The sequence below is a fragment of the Propionispora sp. 2/2-37 genome (genome assembly GCF_001298735.1).
Classification (GTDB): domain Bacteria; phylum Bacillota; class Negativicutes; order Propionisporales; family Propionisporaceae; genus Propionispora.
Map to the genome: position 1 here is coordinate 194,595 of NZ_CYSP01000003.1, position 18,362 is coordinate 212,956.

Genomic DNA, 18,362 nt, shown 5'->3' on the forward strand with positions numbered 1-18,362 from the left:
CCAGCTTTCATTTTGCCAGTAACGACGCCTGCTCTTCCACCATTTTCAGATGAGTGTGTACGCCCTGGTGACTGACATCCATTGTCTGCGCCAGGGTTAAATGTTTTTTGGCCATATCCTCTTGTTCCAGGCCCAGGTATCCCAGCCCCAGCAAATAATGGCAGTGTATCTGATTCTTTTTAGTCAGGTCTTCATCAAAGATCAGAAAATCCGGCAAAGATACGGCAAAATAGTCAATCGCTACATTGTCATACAGATGCGCTTCGCCATAATTAATCAGTTTGTTAAACCGTCCCCTGGCCTGGTTGTTGTTCCCCAGCGCCAACAGGGACAATCCCTGATAAAAAACGGTTTCCGGCGGCTGATCGTTATAGAACATGGCGCTGGCAGGTTCATCCAGTCCCTGGGATGCCTGTTGAAAGCAGGCGTCAGCCCTGGCGGCATCCCCCATGGCCCGGTAAGCCAACCCCAGATAGTAATAAATATCGTTTTCCTGAGCTCCGGCCAGTTTGCCTTCCCCCAGGTTTTCGGTATACGCAAGCGCCTGCTCCAGGGACGTAACCGCTTCGGCAAATTCCTGCCGACGGATTTTATGTTTTGCTGTTTCCACATGGGAATACACATACTGACGGGTAACTTTGCCTTCCCCGCCCTCCCACGGGTGGAACTGCCTGGCAGCAAGAAGCTGCTGCGCTTTGGCAAAGTCGCCGGATAAATTGATCAGCGTAACATATTCAATATAAAGGTCGTCTCTTTGTTTGATCAGTTCCTGATGCTCCTGGTATAGAGTCAGCCTTTCCTGCCAGGGTTTGTTTATTTTTTTATACAGCTGGTCCAGCTCCAAAAACACCCGTGCGTCGCCGCTGTTAAGGGCAAAAGCCTTTTCCAGAGCTTTTTGCGCTCTGCCGGCATCGTGTCTTTTGTTATAGTAGGCCAGCGCCAGATTCCGGTGAACGGTGGCAAAAGACGGATCGATTTTCGCAGACTCTTCCCAGCAGGCAATCGCCTGAGCAGACTGTTTTTTATCATACCATAGATTTCCCAGGTAATAGGCCGCTTTAGCAGGCGCAGGCAGAGCTCTGCCTGCCGCCTGCAGTACGGCGATGTCCTCCAGACGATTAGGGAAACAATAGTCCGGCCTGGCCTCTTCGGCCAGCTTATAAAAATGTTCTGCCTGCGGGGATTTTAGCTGGGCATGATAGTATCCTAAATAGTAATATATCATGGGATGCATTTTGGACTCGGCACTTCCCTTGCGGAGAAACCACTCCAGCACCTGCACCGCTTCTTCAAAAAAGCCTGCCGCCGCGTAATCGGCCGCCAGGGCCAGATAGTTATGTTCCCCGTCCCGCATAATGGCCGTCAGCTTCTCGTCCATAGCTGCAGCTCTTGCTTCATCCCCGGCACCGGCAGCCAGCAAATAGCGCTCATGATAGGTGCCAAAATCGAGCGGATCAATGTCGGTCGTTTCCCGTGCCAGCTTTTCTGCCGCCTCCCGGCGGTTCAAATTTCTTAAAACCGCCGTTTTCAGAAGGCGCGCCCGGCAGTTGTGGTAATTCCGGACAAGCGAACGTTCCAGATGCTCCAGCGCTGCCTGATAATCCCGGTTGATACAATCAAGCTGCGCCAGGGCATAGTAGCCGGAATCCTGCCATGCCGCATTCCACACAGACTTGTAAAAGGCCGCATACGCTTCTTTATATTTACCCTGGTACTGCAAAGACAAACCTAAATTATAATAAGGCTCACCATCGTAAGGATTGGGATTGTGCCGCGTAGCCGTCTTAACAGCCGCCCGGAAGTATTTCTCGCTCTCCACGAACCAGCCCCGGCGTAACAGTAAGACGCCATAGGCATTATTAATCCGCAGGTCTTCCGGATCGCGCGACAATCCTTCCAGGTAATACCGGTCCGGTTCATACGTGGCATGACGGTATTGTTCTAAATGCAAGCCGGCCAGGTATAAGGCTTCATTGGTCGGCAGTTCTTTGGGATCTGCCGGTATGGCTCGGGCCGGAGCCGGAGGAGGCTGCAAGCTTTCCCGCTCCGGGCGATAAACAATCAGTTCCGTAGCATCGCTTGCCGTCACGCGCAGCCGCAAGTCCGCTTTCTCTTCCCCCGCCAGCTTGACCACCGCTGTATAAGCCTGTTCAGGTGACAAATCGGTCCGGCAGGACAAATAGATCTTCTCTCCCGCCAGTTCAATCAGCGTATCCGGATAACAGGCAGTGGCATACACTCCCACATAGGCTTTTCCCTTTTTCACCTCCAGGCTGACTGCCGCCCGGATATTGGCATTTTTGACGACACCAATGTCTTTATAGGGCATAAAATATTGCTTAAAAGTTTTTTCCTCGTTAGGCTGCAGCCAGCTGAAATCGGGCTGATTGTCGGTAAACATCCCGGTCATCAATTCCACATAAGGCCCGTCCGCATCCGTCAGGTTACGGTCCCACGCTTTGCCAAAATCACCACAGCCCCAGGTCCACTGCTTCTTGCCGGGCGAAATATGATGATTAGCGACATGCAAAATACCCGCTTTCACCGAATGGTCATAACCGCCGATAAAGTCATAGTCCGAATGCTGCGCCATATAGGAAGTAGGCACCGGGATATTTTTATACCAGGAGATATCCACCCCGGCCGAGTAATCCATTTTATAATAGACACCGGTAGCAACCGGGAATTTGGAAACATCCCGTTTCCCATGATCAAAGACGGCATGCACATCCGGCGGAAAAACCGACTGAGTATGATCATTGACCGCCACTGCCGGATTGGCCCACCAGAGAAAGGTCTGCGGCTGTGCCGTACGGTTATAAAGCTGGCCGGTAATTTCCAGAAACGCTTTGCCGGGATAGAGGGTAAATCCGGCCATGCCTTTGGTGCCATATATCCTGTCGATTTCACTGACCCACAGCGTTTTGCTGCCGTCATTGTTTTCCCGGATCTCATACTCTACCGGTCCGAATGTATTCGGCCGGTGATGCTGCGGCCAGTTGAACTCAATACCGCCGGATATCCAGGGCCCGGCAAGCCCCACCAAGGCCGGTTTAATCACATGGTTGTAATAGACAAAATCATAATGATTGGTTTTATCCAGCGCTCTTTGTATCCTGCCTCCCAGTTCCGGTAACACCATGATCTGCAAATACTGATTCTCGAGAAAAACAGCCTTGTATTTCTTATTGGTGATATCGTCATATATTTTGTCAATTACCGGATAAGGATACACTTTTCCCGAACTGCCCTGGTACACTCTTTTTTCTAAAAACATCGGATTCTTATCCGGTTTGCCCACCGGATATGTAGGAATGTCCACCCATTCCTCCCATATCGCTACGTTGTAGTCCTCTTGCATGATCGCACCTCCCGCACCCAATCATTTTGTTATTTTGCTTTTATTATAGATGCATAAGTTTCAACAATCACTACTAATAATTGCTCACTAATTTATAAATATTGCCTTTATTATTTTTTCTTTTCCTGCCAAACAGACAGCATAAATTCATTCAATTCACCGCTGATTTATCGTATAATAGTGTCAGATTATAATGGGTCATCTTAACAGTCATCACTGCCCAACTACCGGGAAGGGAGATAACCATGCACGTCAATGAAAAAGGAGTCCTAAGCCATTCCCAAGCCTACTTTTACACTCCCAGCCAGTTAGCAAAATCCATTCTTTTTTATGTAATTTGTGCCGGACACTTTTATTGCGACAACAATTATCATGTAAAACGAACCTCCTATAACAGCTTTTTGCTCATGTATATCCGTGCCGGCGAGGGAACGGTCTGCTTCGATGATAAAGTAGTAACCGCCAAAGCCGGTGACATCGTGCTGCTGAACTGCTACCGCCCGCACGAATACAGCACCGGAGGCTGGGAAACCGTATGGTGCCACGTCGACGGCAATATCTGCACCGAATATTTTAATCTGATCTACAACCGCTCCGGCTGCGTCCTGCCGTTACACGGCACTCCTTTGATTCCCGACTGTCTGAATAATATTCTTAAAACGCTGCAAAGCGGACAAGTATTAAACGAACATCTTGTTTCCTGCCATATACAGCGAATGCTGGCCGAAATCTACGGCATAGCCGCCCAATATCTCACCGACGGCACCGATCAGGCTCATCCGATGCTCAAAGCCATTACGTATATCAAGGCGAACTACGCTTCGAAAATTTCACTGCATGATTTAGCCGATCATCTTTGCATGAGCGTATATTACTTCAGCCGGGTTTTTAAAAAAACCACCGGCTATTCGCCTTACGAATATGTCACCATGGTCCGGCTGAATCGCGCCAAGGATCTCTTAAAAACCACCAATTTATCCGTCAAGGAAATTGCTTTTGCCATCGGCTTCAACAGCGAGGCAAATTTTATCACTTGCTTCAAGCAGCACACCAAAAACACACCGACCGAATTCCGCAAAGTTCCTTTTTAACGGCTATTTCAGTCCAGTTCCATGGCAATAGCAAACGATAACGTCTCTGCCGGAGCCAGACGGTACAAGGCGTTATTTTTTTCAGCAATAGCAATGGCGTCATAGTAGCCGTTGGCCGGTTCCAGCGCACAATTATAATCGCCGCGAAAGCCTCCCTCGGTTACCCAGAAACCGACATAAGGAAGCTTTTCTTTATCAAAACTAACCCGGTACCGTACCTTCTGCGTCGGGTAATAAACGCCGCAGTGCCCCTCCTGCACCGGTCCATAACAATAGTACTTTTTCGTGCTGCCGCTGACGGCAGGCAAAACCCGGTCGAGCCGGTACTCCCTGCCGTCTTTACCTTGCGTGAACGGATAGGAATGGATTTGCCCGGCGCTCCCCAGTATCTCACTGTCCTGAACGTTCAGCACCTTTTGGGTTCCTGGCGGAAACTCGATCTCCATATCTTCTTCGCAGCGCAGCAAACAATGCATGGCCCAAATACACGGGAATGCTGCATCCCCCGTATTGGTAATGGCATAGCGCACCAGTAATGTTTTTTCTTGCAAAACCAATTGTTTCTGATACCGGTAAGGAAAGACCGGGCTTTGGAAGGTCAGCCTTACCCGATCGCCGCTTTCTATTGAATAAGAAAACTCCGCCGTCCATATTTCTCCATGATCAGGATACTCTAGTTCCCGGTTTCCTACCAGCACACGGCCGCTGTCAATGGAAGGAAAGGCATCATCAAACCCGGCGGCGTCATATTCGACAAAGGCAGCGTACCTTCCGGGCTTCCGGTAGGTATTTTCCTTATGTTGAAAAAGAAGTTCAAACTGCTTATCCTTTTTATACATGGATGCCACTTTGCCGCCCAGTTCGGGTATGACTACAATCCGCAGCCATTCGTTTTCCAGTTGGAGTGCGTTCATATGTTTAAACCGTATTTTTTCTATCATAACTTAAGCCTCCGGTGTTTCCCTGCAAAGATCTTAAAAAAACCGGCGCCCGTTTAACTTGCGGGCGCCGGTTAATCCTACAAGCTTTTGCTGTGACTATTCCGCATTTTTACCCATAATCTGCTTATAGTTATCTTTTGTCACAATGGCTGCATCCACGGCTGTTTCCATCGGCATTTCCTCTTTTTTCAGTATGTAATTCATCAGCACTTTAACCGAAGTGCCGCCAACCGCATCGGAGGAGAAATAGGTAGCAGCCTTCATAGCCGAATACTCTTTTTTGAATTCATCTTTAGCCAGATAGCCGCCAAGACCGATCACGCAAGAGCTTTTATCCAACCCGGCCTGCTCCAAAGCCCGGACCGCACCAACCGCCCCTTCTTCATTAGCGGTCATGACCATCCATTTCTTGATTTCCGGATGAGCGGTAAAGATAGCGGCCGCCCCATTGAAGCCTTTATCCGTTTCCCCGTTGTAATCGGCTTTAAAAATCCGATCACTGCTAAAACCGGGCAGCAATTCTTTAAACTTCTCTTCTTCCCCCTGTGTTCTCGGCACGCAGCTTGATACCGTATCCATGGTCAGGATTAGCAGTCCGGCCTGATTGTCCTTGTCGAGTCCGTTGGTCTTTGCATAATTGGCCATCCATTCCCCGTTGACCTGACCAATCTTGTAAGCATTAATGCCCACCCATGGTGCCAGTTTCTTGCCACTTTCATCCTGCAGCGCATCATCTGCCGCTACCACGGGAATACCGGCCTGTTTCAGTTTTTCCACCGTCACTTTGGAAAGCTTCTGATCCGGAATACAAGTGACTACCCCATCCACCTTCTGGGCTATTACATTATCAATAGCTTGCAAATACGTATCCGGATTCATTTTGGCATCAATGAACAGAAAATCGGAAGCTCCCATTTCCTTGGCCGTTTTTTCCGCCGCTTTGCCTTCATCAATAAACCAGACCTGATCACCGGCTTTATAGATGCCGGCAATCACCGTCTTCTTGTTTTCCTCGCCGGCAGTACTTTTTCCCGGATCACTCGAGTTTGATCCGCACCCCCACAGCAGGGTACTCACCAGTAAAGTCCCCAGCAATACAGCCATCTGTTTTTTTAATTTCATCCCGCCCACTCCCTCTCTGTATCGTATTCGTTCTTACGTTTCAAAGCTTTGCTATCTCCCCCTTCAAGCTCTGATTGCAAAAGGTCCATAAAGTTTCAGACTGAGGTTGTTTTAGCCGGCTGTTCCCTCTGATCCAAGAGCGCCATGCTTTGCTCCAGCAGCTTCTTTTCCCTGTTTTTCTTGCGCAGAAAGTCAAAGGCCAAGGCAATGAAGAGCAGCATGCCCCGGGCAACAAATTGCCAAAATACAGGAACATTCAGCATAATCAGTCCGGTGTTAAAACCTTGAAGGATTAATACACCCAGTACAGTGCCAAATATGGTGCCGACACCGCCGGTAAAGGCCGTACCGCCAAGAACGGCAGCCGTAATGGCGTCAAACTCCAGTCCCACACTGGCCGCAGGCTGTCCCGAGCTCATCCTGGCCCCCAGTATGACACCGCCAAGCGCCGACAGGGCTCCTGTCAGCATAAACAACACATTGGTAATCCCTTCCGGGTCCAGTCCTGCCAGCCGGGCCGCATCCTTGCTGCCGCCTACCACGTAGACACTTCGGCCGAACCGCGTTTTGGCCAGGATAATCCCAAATAACAAAAAGGCAAGAATGAGGATGATGACCGGAACCGGCAAACCCAATACGCGCTCTCTGCCAAAGTCAATAAACGTACTATCCATGATATAGACCGGTTTTCCGTCACAAATAATATAGGCAAACCCCCGGAAAATCGACATGGTAGCCAACGTTGCAATAAAGGACTCCAGCTTGATCTTGTTGACGGCCCAGGCGTTAATATAGCCGACCAGTATTCCCGAGCCAATGACCAACAACAGCATGGGGAAAAACCCAAGCCCCTTCTGCATCAATACGGCCGCCAGCACACTGGCAAACGCCGCAACCGAGCCGGTGGATAAATCACATAAACCGGCAATAATCAGATATGTTTCCCCGATGGCTACCAGTCCTGGCAGCGACGCGGCAACCAGAATATTGATCAGATTGGCGCTGCTGAGATAATTGCTGTTAAAAGAAGAAAATATAATGACAAGAGCCACCAAAGCAACAATCAGGCCCAGTTTGTCTGTTTCTATCTTTTGCGTAATACTGCCCGGTTTAAGCATACTGTTTCTCCCCCTCGTCCAGCATGGCATAGGCCAGAAGCTTGTCTTCCGCTGCCTCTTCCCGGCTCACTTCTCCCGTGATCCTGCCGTTTTTCATGATAATAATCCGGTCGCTAAGGCCGATAATTTCCGGCAGTTCCGAAGAAATCAATAAAACCCCTACCCCCTGCCGGGCAATATCACAGATCAATTTATAAAATTCCGATTTGGCGCCCACATCGATTCCCTTAGTCGGCTCATCCAAAATCAGGACCTTAGGTTCGGTGATCAGCCAGCGGGCTAAAATGACTTTTTGTTGATTCCCTCCGCTCAATTCAACGATTTTCTTTCCTGGATTCGGTGTTTTTATATTCAGCTTTTTGATGGTTTCCGCAATAATGGCTTCTTCCCGCTCCTCCTGAATCAGATGAAAGGCATTTAAGATGTTGCCTAAAATGGAGATGCTGATGTTTTCTCCTACCGTCATATTCGGCAGAATCCCCTGTGTTTTCCGGTCTTCAGGCACCATAACAATCCCCTGTTGAATCGCTTCTCCAGGGGACTGATTAAGAACGGGCCTACCGCTGAGCAGCACTTCACCCGCTTTTCGTTTATCGGCTCCGATAATGGCTCGCATCACTTCGGTCCGCCCGGCACCGACCAGACCGGAAAAGCCCAGTATTTCTCCTTTATACAGGCGAAAGGATATCTGATTCACCCGGTCGGAACACAGATTCTTTACTTCCAGCAATACCTCTCCTATCGCCGCATTACGGTTAAGCTCCTTAAACACATCGCCCAGATCACGGCCCACCATCATCCGGATCATGTCTTGCTCGCTTATCTCTTGCTGCCGAACGAGCTTTACAAAGCGTCCGTCCTTAAAGATGGCTACTTTATCGGCAATCTGGCGCAATTCCTTCATCCGGTGGGACACATAAATAATGATTTTCCCTTCACGTTTCAACTTCTCAATGATTTTAAATAAAATATCGATTTCGCTATCACACAAGCTGGCCGTAGGCTCGTCAAAGGCTATTACCTTTAATTCACGGCTATAGGCTTTCATAATTTCAACCATCTGCTGATGGGCAACACCGAGTTCTTTTACTTTTTTCCCCGGATCAATCGGCAGGCCAAATTCATCAATAATTTTTTGAGCGGCTTGGTTAAGACGCTTCGTGTCGACCAAACCGAATTTCCCTACCGGCAGCCGTCCGACAAATATGTTTTCGGCAACACTTACCTCCATTAAGATTTGTCTTTCCTGATAGATCACGCTGATTCCGGCTTCGATGGCCTCCTTGGGATTGAAGAAATGCCTGGTCTCACCGTTCAACAGGTATTGCCCGGAAGTCGGCTGATAATCTCCGTTCAATACCTTAAGCAAGGTGGATTTACCGGCTCCATTTTCGCCGAGAAAGGCCAACACTTCACCGCCTTCTGCTGTAAAACTAACGTCATCCAGTGCTTTGACTCCGGGAAAGTATTTGGTAATGGATTTAAATTCTAAAACGTTTTTCATCCCCGACCTCCTCGAATTCCCCATAGCAATTGTTATAATATTCTAACTTATTTTTATTATAGGATTATTTTCTCTGGTTTACATTACGAATCCTTGCCTACTTATTTATAAATCTTGTCATTACGCAAAGTCCGCAAATACTTTTTTTCCCACACATGAAAGGGAAAATTCGCGCCAAACTAATGAATAGATAAAATTCTAAGGGGGAGAACTGCATGGAAAAAAAACAGAATAAACGAAGCTTTCCGGGACGCAAATATAAACATTATGCTGCCGCGGTAGCCGGTGCTGCCGTGCTCACCGGAGCCGCACTGCCGGGAATCCCGGTAGCCAAAGCAGCAGCCAGCGAAAAATATCCTGATTCTCCCAAAGCAAAAACCGAACAAACCACCAATTTTTATAAAGATTACGAAAAAGACAAAGACAAAGATAAAGACAAAGATAAAAAAGAACGCAGGGAGCATCATCGGCACAACCGCCGAGACGGTTGGCATGAACACCGCCATAGCTGGCCCGGTCCTAATGAAAACCAGGCCTGGTACGAAGACGGGCGAGTTTACTATCGCAGTAGTAACTACGACCGCGATCACTACTATAGCTATACAATCAGCAGCCCTATCGAATTAGTTAAGGATTATGCAGCGCAATACGGCTTCGACCGCTACCGTGACGATTTTAAAATACTCAATTTATCAAGAACAACAAGTGTTGTACAAGTAACAAAATACAATACGGGACAACGTTTTCTAGTCTATCTGGACAGGGATCCCGGCTATGATTGGGAGATTACCGCCGTACGGGCACAATAAATTTTGGCCTTTTTTGAGGATTAATATGGGTGTTTTGGTCAACAATAACACCGTAAACAATCCTTATTTCTGGAGGTCTAGTATATGAAACGCCATCCAAGCATAGTATTGATCCTAACTCTCCTGCTTCTGCTGATTTTATCCGGCTGTTCCACAGCGCCACAACAAAAGCCGATGGATCAGCCGCCTAACACTACGCAGCAGCAAGCAGCGGAGCAACCGCAACAGCCTACCACACCACCCCAAACAGTCATCGATCAGGGAACGCTATCCATGATGGCCAATAATCCCACCATGATGCGCCAGCTGATGTCCTCTACCGATGCACGGTTGTCCATGACTAAAATCATGAGTTCCAGCGAAATGCAGCCGGTCATGATGGACATGCTAAGCGACCCCCGCTTGCGGAAAAATATGGTCCAAATGCTGAGCGATCCGGAGATACGCCCGGCAGTGATTGAAATGATGGCCGATCCGGCAATGAAAGACACTGTAAAAGCCATCGTCCTGGACCCTAAAGTCCGGCCTACTGTTCAGGAGGCAATGCAAGGAAGATAGTGCACCCGAATTAACCCCCAAAAAAGGGATATTCACTGTTCAACGCAGTGAATATCCCTTTTTTACTAAATCCAAACGATATAAACATGACCATTAACGGGTGATAGTACCTTCCCAGGTATCTACTTTTGTATCGGTATCCTCTTCCGTAAACCATCTGCTTGTCACGCACTTCGCTTCGGTAAAGAACGCAATGCCGTCTTTACCCATACAATGCAAATCACCAAAAAAGGATTTTTTATGTCCGGAAAATGGAAATACCGAAATGGGTACCGGAATACCAACATTGACTCCTACCATACCGCCATGTGTCCTCCTGGTAAATTCCCTTGCATAATATCCGCTCTGCGTAAATATGCAGGACCCATTGGCAAACGGATTAGCATTCATAACAGCAAGACCGTGTTCGAAATTTTTTACTCGTTTAATGCAAACAACCGGCCCGAAAATTTCATTCGTTCCGATACTCATTTCTTCTGTCACATGATCAAAAATGGTCGGTCCGATAAAGAAGCCCTTTTCATAGCCTGGTACGACCACATTCCTGCCGTCCAAAACCAGTTTGGCCCCTTCATCCACCCCTTTATTAATCCACTCCAGCACTCTGGCCTTATGCTCTTCCGATACTACCGGCCCCAAAACGGTATCAGGGTCATAAGCAGCCCCCACCTTAACATTCTTTGCTGCCTCCACCAGATATTTAACAAATTCATCAGCAACCTGTTCTTCTACGCAAACGACGGGTAGTGCCATACAACGTTGTCCTGCGCAGCCAAAACCGGAATTAATAACCCGTGCTGCTGTCGTTTTCAGGCGGGCATCTTTTAAGACCAACGCATGATTTTTAGCTTCACAAAGAGCCTGAACCCTTTTGCCATGCGCCGCTGCCGTAGAGTAAATATGAAGACCGACTGAAGTGGAACCGACATAACAAATACCGACAACATCAGGATGCTCCAACAGTAACTCCGCTTCATGCCGGCTGCAGGTAACTAAGTTGACAACACCTTTGGGCAACCCGGCTTCATTTAATAACTCCAGCATCCTGACCGCTGTCTGCGGAACCATGCTGGCAGCCTTAAGCACGAAGGTATTTCCCGTAGTTATACAAAGCGGAATCATCCAGCCAAAAGGAATCATCGCCGGGAAATTATAGGGTACAATACCGGCGAATACGCCGATAGCTTCCCTGTACATAACGGTGTCATGGCCGTTGGAAACATTCATAAGCGAGTCACCCTGCATCAAAGAGGGAACAGAACAGGCAAGTTCCACCACTTCAATGGCTTTAAGCACATCGCCACGGGCTTCATTCAAATTTTTCCCCAATTCAGTAGCCACCAGCAATGTCAGCTCTTCCAGATGCGCGTCCAGAATGGCTTTATACCGGAACATAATTTGTACCCGTACACTGACAGGAGTGGCCGACCAGGCTGGAAAGGCGTTTTTCGCCGCAGCCACCGCCTCATTTACTTCGTCAACAGTGCAGCAGGGCGCTTCCGCAATAACCTGCCCTGTGTTCGAATCGGTAATCGGCATATATTTTGAAGTCGCCGATTCCTTCCATTCGCCATTTACGCCATACTTTAATCTTTTGATTGCCATACTCTTTCCCTCCATCGCTTTTTATATACTATCTTTACAAATCTATTGATAGACCAGCGTCAGCCGCTGTGCGCTCTGCCGGGCAGCTACCGAACATCAGCCTACCCCGTAGCTGCGCCGTAATATCCGGCCCATGCGGCTGCGCGAGCAATATCACAATTTTCTGCGGTCATAAACCCTCATCAGGGCTGCCGACTTATCACGCTTCCCCTATTCCCATTAAAATTTGTCGTAAAACCGCCATCTCAAGCCTTTATCCGTCACATCACGAAGTGCGCCGCCTATCAATCCATACAACCGAGTCGCGAATTAAGCCAGTCCCGTAAAACTATAGAACAGCAGACAAATAACAGCGATCAACGGCTTAATTAACGTGAGAACAAATACATCATAGTAAGATTCCCGGTGAGACAAACCACAAACGGCAATCAGGGTCACCAGAGCACCGGAGTGGGGAACTGTATCAATCCCTTCCGACGCCAGGCATACGATCCTGTGCAGTATATCAGGCGGCATTCCAATTGAATTGGCCCAGGCCAGCCATTCATTCCCCAGCATTCCCAGTGCAATAGTCAAACCGCCCGAAGCCGAGCCGGTAATTCCCGTCATGATGTTGGTCGTAACAATTGCGGACAGCAACGGACCGGAGCCAATAGACAAGTTCAATAATGTATTTTTTATGATCTGAAATCCGTCCAAACTTGCTATAACACTCCCATAAGCATAGCCGGAGGCCACATTCAATATCGCAGTGACCGAAGATATAGCCCCGGAATTTAGAGGCTCAAGTAAGCCGCCCCGTATTTTCAGGCGTTTTCGTCCAATAACGGCAGCACAAAGGCTTCCTACTATCAAAGCCGTATTAATCGACCAGATGGACTGTACCCGCTCCACATTTGGACTTAATAAAGAAATTTTCAGCGGCACCAACGCTGCTAAGCTGTTAGGGTCCCAATGATACGCCCAATTCCAGTGAAAGGGATTGCTCATGACCAGATTAATGATGACCACAATCAACAACGGAACTGACGCTGCGCCCCAGTGCGGCATCCCTTCAGCTACGGCTTCCGGTTCATTAAGCCGGTGCTCACCGTACCCTTCTCCCTTTGAGACAAGTTTTTTATATCGATAGCTAATCCAGCCCCAGCCTAACAAAAAATAGGCTGCCGCTCCAACCAAACCGGTTACTATTCCCGCCCAGGTAGTTGTACCAAAAAAAGCGGTGGGAATTACGTTCTGAATCTGCGGAGTCCCCGGCAGGGCAATCATCGCATAAGTAAAAATTCCCATCCATAAAGTAGCCGGCATGAGACGCTTGGGGATATTGGCCCGGCGAAACAAAATAGCGGAAAAAGGATACATGACAAATGCCACCACAAAGACACTAAGCCCGCCATAAGTCAATACTCCACATCCCAGAAGAACAGCCAGAATAGCCTGTTTTTCTCCTAACGACTCAACAATCTTAGCGGCAACAGCACTCGCCAAACCACCTTTTTCCATGATTTTGGCGAATACCGCCCCCAGCAAAAAAACCGGGTAATAAGTTTTAATATATTCTGCGGCTTTGGTCATATAAATTTCACTAAATACAGGCATTACACCATAATCACTGCCCAGCGAAGCAACTATGGCAAAGGCAGGCGCTATTAAAATAATGGAATAGCCACGATAAGCAAAAAACATAAGCAAAAGCAAACTAATAAAAATAAATATACCGTCCACAGAAGCTCCTTCTACCAATCTTTATAAATTATCCTTGATCGATTTAATTAATTGATCATACTCCCCGTCACTAAGCCATGCTTTATTGTCGGGACTCATGTCAAACGTACTGCCCCAGGAATACTCATTCTTATATTTAGGAACAATATGAAAATGAAGATGGGGTAATTTATCCGAATAGGCGCCATAGTTAATGTTGTCAGGATTGCATGCCTTTTGTACAGCGTGAGCTGCCTGTGCCAAATCGTGCATATATAAAGTCTGTTCCTCGTTGCTGAGCTCATACAGTTCCCCTTTATGTCCGTTAAAAGACAACAGGCATCTTCCCCGGTAAGTTTGTTCTCTAAACAAATACAGGGTGGAAATTCTTAATTCCGCTATTTTTAGCATTAACGCCTGCAGTCTTTGATCTTTTGTACAATGGAAACAGCTATGATCATAATTCATGAAATTCCTCCCTTTCTATATCGGACTATATGGTATGGGATGGCCGGAAGCCATCCCATACCCATACCTCGTAAGCCTCTTTATTTCAGTTTAACTATTTGCTTAAAAGTTCCCTCTCGATTCTTTCACGGGTTTCCGGAGCTTGTTTTGCCATTTTTTCCGGATAGCCGAATAGGGATACACAGGCGATAGCTTCTCCACCGACTTTAAAGCTTCTATTCGCAAAGTTCATTTCACGCAACGTTTCGAAAATACCGGCAAAATCCACTTCTCCCTCACCCAGTCCGCAATGCTGATGTATGGTGGCATTGACTCCGGGAGGATTTAAAATGTAACGGCAATCCACCGTCTGATTCATTGTATCGGCAAACAAAACATGCGACAAATCCTCTCCTGCATATTTGAGCATGGAACGTACATCACCTTTACCCTGATCATAGAAAAAGCCGTGTGGCGCCGAATATACGTACTTCAAATTATCCGAACGGTATGACTTTACCAGATCACAGGTTTCATTGTTCAATTCACAAAAATCATAAGGATGAGACTGGATTTCGACCCGAATCCCTTCTTTTTCAAACAGGGGCAAAAGTTCATCCACCGAACGAAACCACATACCATTGCAGATTTCCTGCTGATTCGGATCCCCTGAAAGTTCCGTGTTAATTACTTGCACACCCATATTAACCGCTATTTCTACTATTTTTTTCCAGTTTGCCACCGCCATTTTACGTTGTTCTTCCGTCGGACCGGACCAGCGGTAAACAACAATAAAAGAGGATATTTCAACACCCGTCTCTGCCAAAGCTTTCCGGTATTCGGCTTCACACTCCCTGGAAAATAACGGATGTTTATAGAACGGGTTAATTCGCGGATGCGGCGACTGCTCAATATATTTATAGCCCCAGTCGGCAACCTGATGGACCATATCGTTAATGCTCATTTGTTTTGCAAGGACATCCACATCAAAGGCAATTTTCATGAACAAGACCTCCCGCCTGATTATCTTTTGTAGCAAAAACACTGTGATTACAGTTCAGCCAAAGACAGCATTCTTTCCTGCAGTACGTCGCCACTGCGACAGAGCACAGCCGCGCCCTCCGGGCCGGCAGGCCGGTTAAGCGGAAGCGGCCTGCCGCATCATTTGCCCTGCAGTTTCTGCTCTGCATTGCCGTTAGTATTTTCTGGCTTTGTCGATATTCTCCCGAACCGTCTTATAAACCGTTTGTATCCGTTCGCTGCCGCTAACCTCGGCAACGCCAACCCGCCACCAGGAATTGTATTTATGGATCATGGTTTTAGGCAGGACCTTAATATCAATTAAAGTGGATACCGACTGCTTTTGGGCATCGGCCAGCGCCGCTTTCAATTGCTCAACGGTTTTTACGGTATAGGTTTTACAGCCGTAAGCAGCTGCGTTCATTGCAAAATCAACCGGCACAAAGCCGCCGTCAAGTTTTCCGGTTACTTCATTTCTAAACCGGAACTCGGTCCCGAAACTGCCGCTGCCATGTTCCATCTGCAAATTGTTAATGCAGCCGAAAGTTATATTATCGAATAAGATGATATTGATTTTTTTACGTTCCTGAATAGACGTCGGCAGTTCCGAATGCAGCATCATATACGACCCGTCGCCCAAAAAGGCGTATACTTCCTTATCCGGTTCGGCCAGCTTGACCCCCAGTGCGGCATTGATCTCATACCCCATGCAGGAAAACCCGTACTCCAAATGGTAGGTGTTGACGCCCTTTGCCCGCCAGACCCGCTGTAAATCCCCGGGCAAACTGCCGGCCGCCCCCACAACAATGTCTTTTCCCGTCAGAAATTCATTCAGTACTCCCAGCACCCTGCTTTGTGTCAGGCAGGACCCGGTAAGCTCCTTAAACTCTTCCAAAACGGCACGGTCCAGGTGGTCGTCAATTTCCGGCACAAACGCTTTACCGGTGTATTCCACGCCGTACACCCGGTCGACTTCCACCCGCAGCCGTTCTCTGCAAGCCGCAATTTCAGTGCTGTACCCGCTTTTATACCCTGCTTTTTTCAATTTCTCGGTCAGTGCTTCCAAAGCAACCTTGGCGTCAGCGATAACCTTTACACCATCAAGTTTGTAAGCATCAAAGGCGGCCACGTTAATGTTGACAAAATTTACGTCCGGATTCTGGAATATCCATTTGGACGATGTAGTAAAATCGGTATACCGTGTGCCAACTCCGATGACAAGATCCGCCTCTTTGGCAATCGCATTGGCGGCCAGACTACCCGTTTCCCCAATACCGCCTAAATTCAAGGGATGATCCCAAACAATGGCACTTTTCCCCGCCTGTGTTTCGCCGAAGGGAATGGCAAAGGTTTCAGCAAATACCCGTAAGGCCTCGGCAGCCTCCGAATACTTAACTCCGCCGCCGCAGATAAGTATCGGCTTTTTCTTGGCTACGATCTGCCGGACCGCATCAGCAAGCATCTCCTGTGTCGCCGGCCGGCGTTCAATCCGGTGGACACGCTTTTGAAAGAAATAGTCCGGATAATCATAGGCTTCCCCCTGCACGTCCTGCGGTAATGCAATCGTTACCGCTCCGGTGTCGGCAGGATCAGTCAAGACCCTCATGGCATTGATGCAGGCCGTCATCAGCTGTTCCGGACGATGGACACGGTCCCAGTATTTGCTCACCGCCTTAAAGGCATCATTGGTACTAATGGATAAATTATAAAATTGTTCAATCTGCTGCAAAACCGGATCAGGCTGCCTGGTAGCATATACGTCGCCAGGTAAAAATAAAACAGGAATACGGTTTGCCGTGGCCGTGGCCGCTGCGGTTACCATATTGGCGGCTCCCGGACCTACCGACGATGTGCAGGCATAGATCTGTCTTCTTAACTTCTGTTTGGCAAATCCGGTAGCGGCGTGTGCCATCCCCTGTTCATTCCGTCCCTGATGAACGATCAGCTCTCCCGGATCTTGCTCTAAAGCCTGCCCTAATCCCAGGACATTGCCGTGACCAAATATGGTAAATATCCCTTTAATGAATTTTGTTTCGACTCCGTCCACTTCCACATACTGATTATCCAAAAATTTTACAAGTGCTTGTGCAACTGTAAGCCTTAACGTTTTCATTCTCTCACCTCACCCGTTTTCATGCGCCATATTGCAGTAGGTATCCATCTGCCGTACTGTCTCCGGCGCATCAGATTTTTAATTTATCTTTCAAATACTTTCTGGCTTTTAACGCATACTCCAGCGGATTTGCTATGCCGGGATCCTGTTCGGCTTCCACAAGCAGCCAGCCCTCATAATCATTTTCCTCCAGGATGGCGCACAACGGCACAAAATCAATACAGCCGTCACCCGGCACAGTAAAGGCGCCGGCCCTTACCCCTTGCAGAAAACTCAGCTTTTCCTGCTTTACCTTATATCTCATCTCCGGCCGTACATCCTTCAAATGGACATGCTTGACGCGGTGTACATATTGTTTTAACAAGGCATACGGGTTCTCGCCGGAATAGACCAAATGACCGGAATCAAACAGCAAGTAGACCAGATTTTCATCCGTCATGGCCATAAGCCGGTCGATTTCTTCCGTAGTTTGGACCACAGTTCCCATATGATGATGGTAAACCAGTTTCATCTCTTTTTCCCTGGCTAATGCCCCCAGCCGGTTAAGTCCTGTGGCAAGGGTTTCCCACTCTGCATCAGTAAGGCAGTATTTTCCCTCGAATATGGGAACATCCTTACCCTGAATACTATGCCCCTGTTCCGATACCACAATCACTTTGGCTCCCAGGGCATGCAGAAAATCCCTGTGCTTGATAAAAGCTTTTTCTGTCTCAGCATAAGGTTTTGTCGTTAAAAAGGCACTAAACCAGGCGCTGGCAATCTGCAAGCCCCGCAAGGCCAGGGCTTTTTGCAGTACCTGTACATCCTGAGGATATTTCCCGCCTACTTCGCATCCGTCAAAACCAGCCAGCGCCATTTCGCTGATACATTGCTCAAAGGTATTTTCCCTGCCCAAATCCGGCATATCATCATTGGTCCAGGCTATCGGCGCAACCCCTACCTTGACCTTTTCCCTGTTCAACATATGCT

14 protein-coding genes are annotated in these 18,362 nt (G+C 48.0%); 3 read left to right on the top strand and 11 right to left on the bottom strand.

What is annotated here, in order from left to right; translation table 11 throughout:
- Positions 1 to 7: 7 nt before the first annotated feature.
- Positions 8 to 3,361: a tetratricopeptide repeat protein gene (locus P22_RS04290; protein WP_054258976.1), complete on the bottom strand. Its 3,354-nt coding sequence runs from the start codon at positions 3,359 to 3,361 to the stop codon at positions 8 to 10.
- A 245-nt stretch (positions 3,362 to 3,606) separates the two neighbouring features.
- On the opposite strand from P22_RS04290, the gene P22_RS04295 reads away from it, so the two are divergent.
- Positions 3,607 to 4,452: an AraC family transcriptional regulator gene (locus tag P22_RS04295; protein WP_054258977.1), complete on the top strand. Its 846-nt coding sequence runs from the start codon at positions 3,607 to 3,609 to the stop codon at positions 4,450 to 4,452.
- 8 nt (positions 4,453 to 4,460) lie between these two features.
- Here the strand turns inward: P22_RS04295 and P22_RS04300 are convergent, their stop codons facing one another.
- The 4 genes from P22_RS04300 to P22_RS04315 form a co-directional block, all read right to left on the bottom strand.
- Positions 4,461 to 5,393 (bottom strand): DUF5107 domain-containing protein, encoded by a 933-nt coding sequence (locus P22_RS04300; protein ID WP_054258978.1) that lies wholly within the window; start codon positions 5,391 to 5,393, stop codon positions 4,461 to 4,463.
- Positions 5,394 to 5,489: 96 nt separating this feature from the next.
- Complete coding sequence (locus tag P22_RS04305; protein ID WP_054258979.1) at positions 5,490 to 6,515, bottom strand: arabinose ABC transporter substrate-binding protein; 1,026 nt, start codon at positions 6,513 to 6,515, stop codon at positions 5,490 to 5,492.
- A gap of 95 nt (positions 6,516 to 6,610) precedes the next feature.
- Positions 6,611 to 7,633 (bottom strand): ABC transporter permease, encoded by a 1,023-nt coding sequence (locus P22_RS04310; RefSeq protein WP_054258980.1) that lies wholly within the window; start codon positions 7,631 to 7,633, stop codon positions 6,611 to 6,613.
- Positions 7,626 to 9,137: a sugar ABC transporter ATP-binding protein gene (locus tag P22_RS04315; RefSeq protein WP_054258981.1), complete on the bottom strand. Its 1,512-nt coding sequence runs from the start codon at positions 9,135 to 9,137 to the stop codon at positions 7,626 to 7,628. Before P22_RS04315 ends, P22_RS04310 begins: the two co-directional genes overlap by 8 nt.
- 215 nt (positions 9,138 to 9,352) lie before the next feature.
- On the opposite strand from P22_RS04315, the gene P22_RS04320 reads away from it, so the two are divergent.
- Both P22_RS04320 and P22_RS04325 read left to right on the top strand, forming a co-directional pair.
- On the top strand, positions 9,353 to 9,946 hold the full coding sequence (locus tag P22_RS04320; protein WP_054258982.1) for a hypothetical protein: 594 nt from the start codon (positions 9,353 to 9,355) through the stop codon (positions 9,944 to 9,946).
- Between the two features lie 84 nt (positions 9,947 to 10,030).
- A complete protein-coding gene (locus P22_RS04325; RefSeq protein WP_054258983.1) occupies positions 10,031 to 10,504 on the top strand; it encodes a hypothetical protein in 474 nt (157 codons plus the stop codon).
- Between the two features lie 93 nt (positions 10,505 to 10,597).
- Here P22_RS04325 and P22_RS04330 read toward each other — a convergent pair whose 3' ends face one another.
- From P22_RS04330 to iolE, 6 genes are all read right to left on the bottom strand, one after another.
- Positions 10,598 to 12,109 (bottom strand): CoA-acylating methylmalonate-semialdehyde dehydrogenase, encoded by a 1,512-nt coding sequence (locus P22_RS04330; protein WP_054258984.1) that lies wholly within the window; start codon positions 12,107 to 12,109, stop codon positions 10,598 to 10,600.
- A 309-nt stretch (positions 12,110 to 12,418) separates the two neighbouring features.
- Positions 12,419 to 13,834 carry a GntP family permease gene (locus P22_RS04335; RefSeq protein WP_054258985.1) on the bottom strand — a complete coding sequence of 472 codons (1,416 nt, stop codon included), beginning with the start codon at positions 13,832 to 13,834 and terminating at the stop codon, positions 12,419 to 12,421.
- Positions 13,835 to 13,855: 21 nt separating this feature from the next.
- The gene (locus tag P22_RS04340; RefSeq protein WP_054258986.1) at positions 13,856 to 14,281 is read right to left on the bottom strand and encodes an HIT family protein; all 426 of its coding nucleotides are present in this window, start codon (positions 14,279 to 14,281) and stop codon (positions 13,856 to 13,858) included.
- 94 nt (positions 14,282 to 14,375) lie between these two features.
- Positions 14,376 to 15,263: a sugar phosphate isomerase/epimerase family protein gene (locus P22_RS04345; RefSeq protein ID WP_054258987.1), complete on the bottom strand. Its 888-nt coding sequence runs from the start codon at positions 15,261 to 15,263 to the stop codon at positions 14,376 to 14,378.
- Positions 15,264 to 15,455: 192 nt separating this feature from the next.
- The gene (gene iolD, locus P22_RS04355) at positions 15,456 to 17,393 is read right to left on the bottom strand and encodes a 3D-(3,5/4)-trihydroxycyclohexane-1,2-dione acylhydrolase (decyclizing) (protein ID WP_054258989.1); all 1,938 of its coding nucleotides are present in this window, start codon (positions 17,391 to 17,393) and stop codon (positions 15,456 to 15,458) included.
- A 70-nt stretch (positions 17,394 to 17,463) separates the two neighbouring features.
- Complete coding sequence (gene iolE / locus P22_RS04360) at positions 17,464 to 18,357, bottom strand: myo-inosose-2 dehydratase (RefSeq protein ID WP_054258990.1); 894 nt, start codon at positions 18,355 to 18,357, stop codon at positions 17,464 to 17,466.
- Positions 18,358 to 18,362: the final 5 nt, after the last annotated feature.

What these genes read in the sequence shown, in the direction of transcription:
- P22_RS04290 (WP_054258976.1), bottom strand. Translation starts at nt 3,361, where the DNA reads ATGCAAGAGGACTACAACGTAGCGATATGGGAGGAATGGGTGGACATT.
- P22_RS04295 (WP_054258977.1), top strand. Translation starts at nt 3,607, where the DNA reads ATGCACGTCAATGAAAAAGGAGTCCTAAGCCATTCCCAAGCCTACTTT.
- P22_RS04300 (WP_054258978.1), bottom strand. Translation starts at nt 5,393, where the DNA reads ATGATAGAAAAAATACGGTTTAAACATATGAACGCACTCCAACTGGAA.
- P22_RS04305 (WP_054258979.1), bottom strand. Translation starts at nt 6,515, where the DNA reads ATGAAATTAAAAAAACAGATGGCTGTATTGCTGGGGACTTTACTGGTG.
- P22_RS04310 (WP_054258980.1), bottom strand. Translation starts at nt 7,633, where the DNA reads ATGCTTAAACCGGGCAGTATTACGCAAAAGATAGAAACAGACAAACTG.
- P22_RS04315 (WP_054258981.1), bottom strand. Translation starts at nt 9,137, where the DNA reads ATGAAAAACGTTTTAGAATTTAAATCCATTACCAAATACTTTCCCGGA.
- P22_RS04320 (WP_054258982.1), top strand. Translation starts at nt 9,353, where the DNA reads ATGGAAAAAAAACAGAATAAACGAAGCTTTCCGGGACGCAAATATAAA.
- P22_RS04325 (WP_054258983.1), top strand. Translation starts at nt 10,031, where the DNA reads ATGAAACGCCATCCAAGCATAGTATTGATCCTAACTCTCCTGCTTCTG.
- P22_RS04330 (WP_054258984.1), bottom strand. Translation starts at nt 12,109, where the DNA reads ATGGCAATCAAAAGATTAAAGTATGGCGTAAATGGCGAATGGAAGGAA.
- P22_RS04340 (WP_054258986.1), bottom strand. Translation starts at nt 14,281, where the DNA reads ATGAATTATGATCATAGCTGTTTCCATTGTACAAAAGATCAAAGACTG.
- P22_RS04345 (WP_054258987.1), bottom strand. Translation starts at nt 15,263, where the DNA reads ATGAAAATTGCCTTTGATGTGGATGTCCTTGCAAAACAAATGAGCATT.
- iolD (WP_054258989.1), bottom strand. Translation starts at nt 17,393, where the DNA reads ATGAAAACGTTAAGGCTTACAGTTGCACAAGCACTTGTAAAATTTTTG.
- iolE (WP_054258990.1), bottom strand. Translation starts at nt 18,357, where the DNA reads ATGTTGAACAGGGAAAAGGTCAAGGTAGGGGTTGCGCCGATAGCCTGG.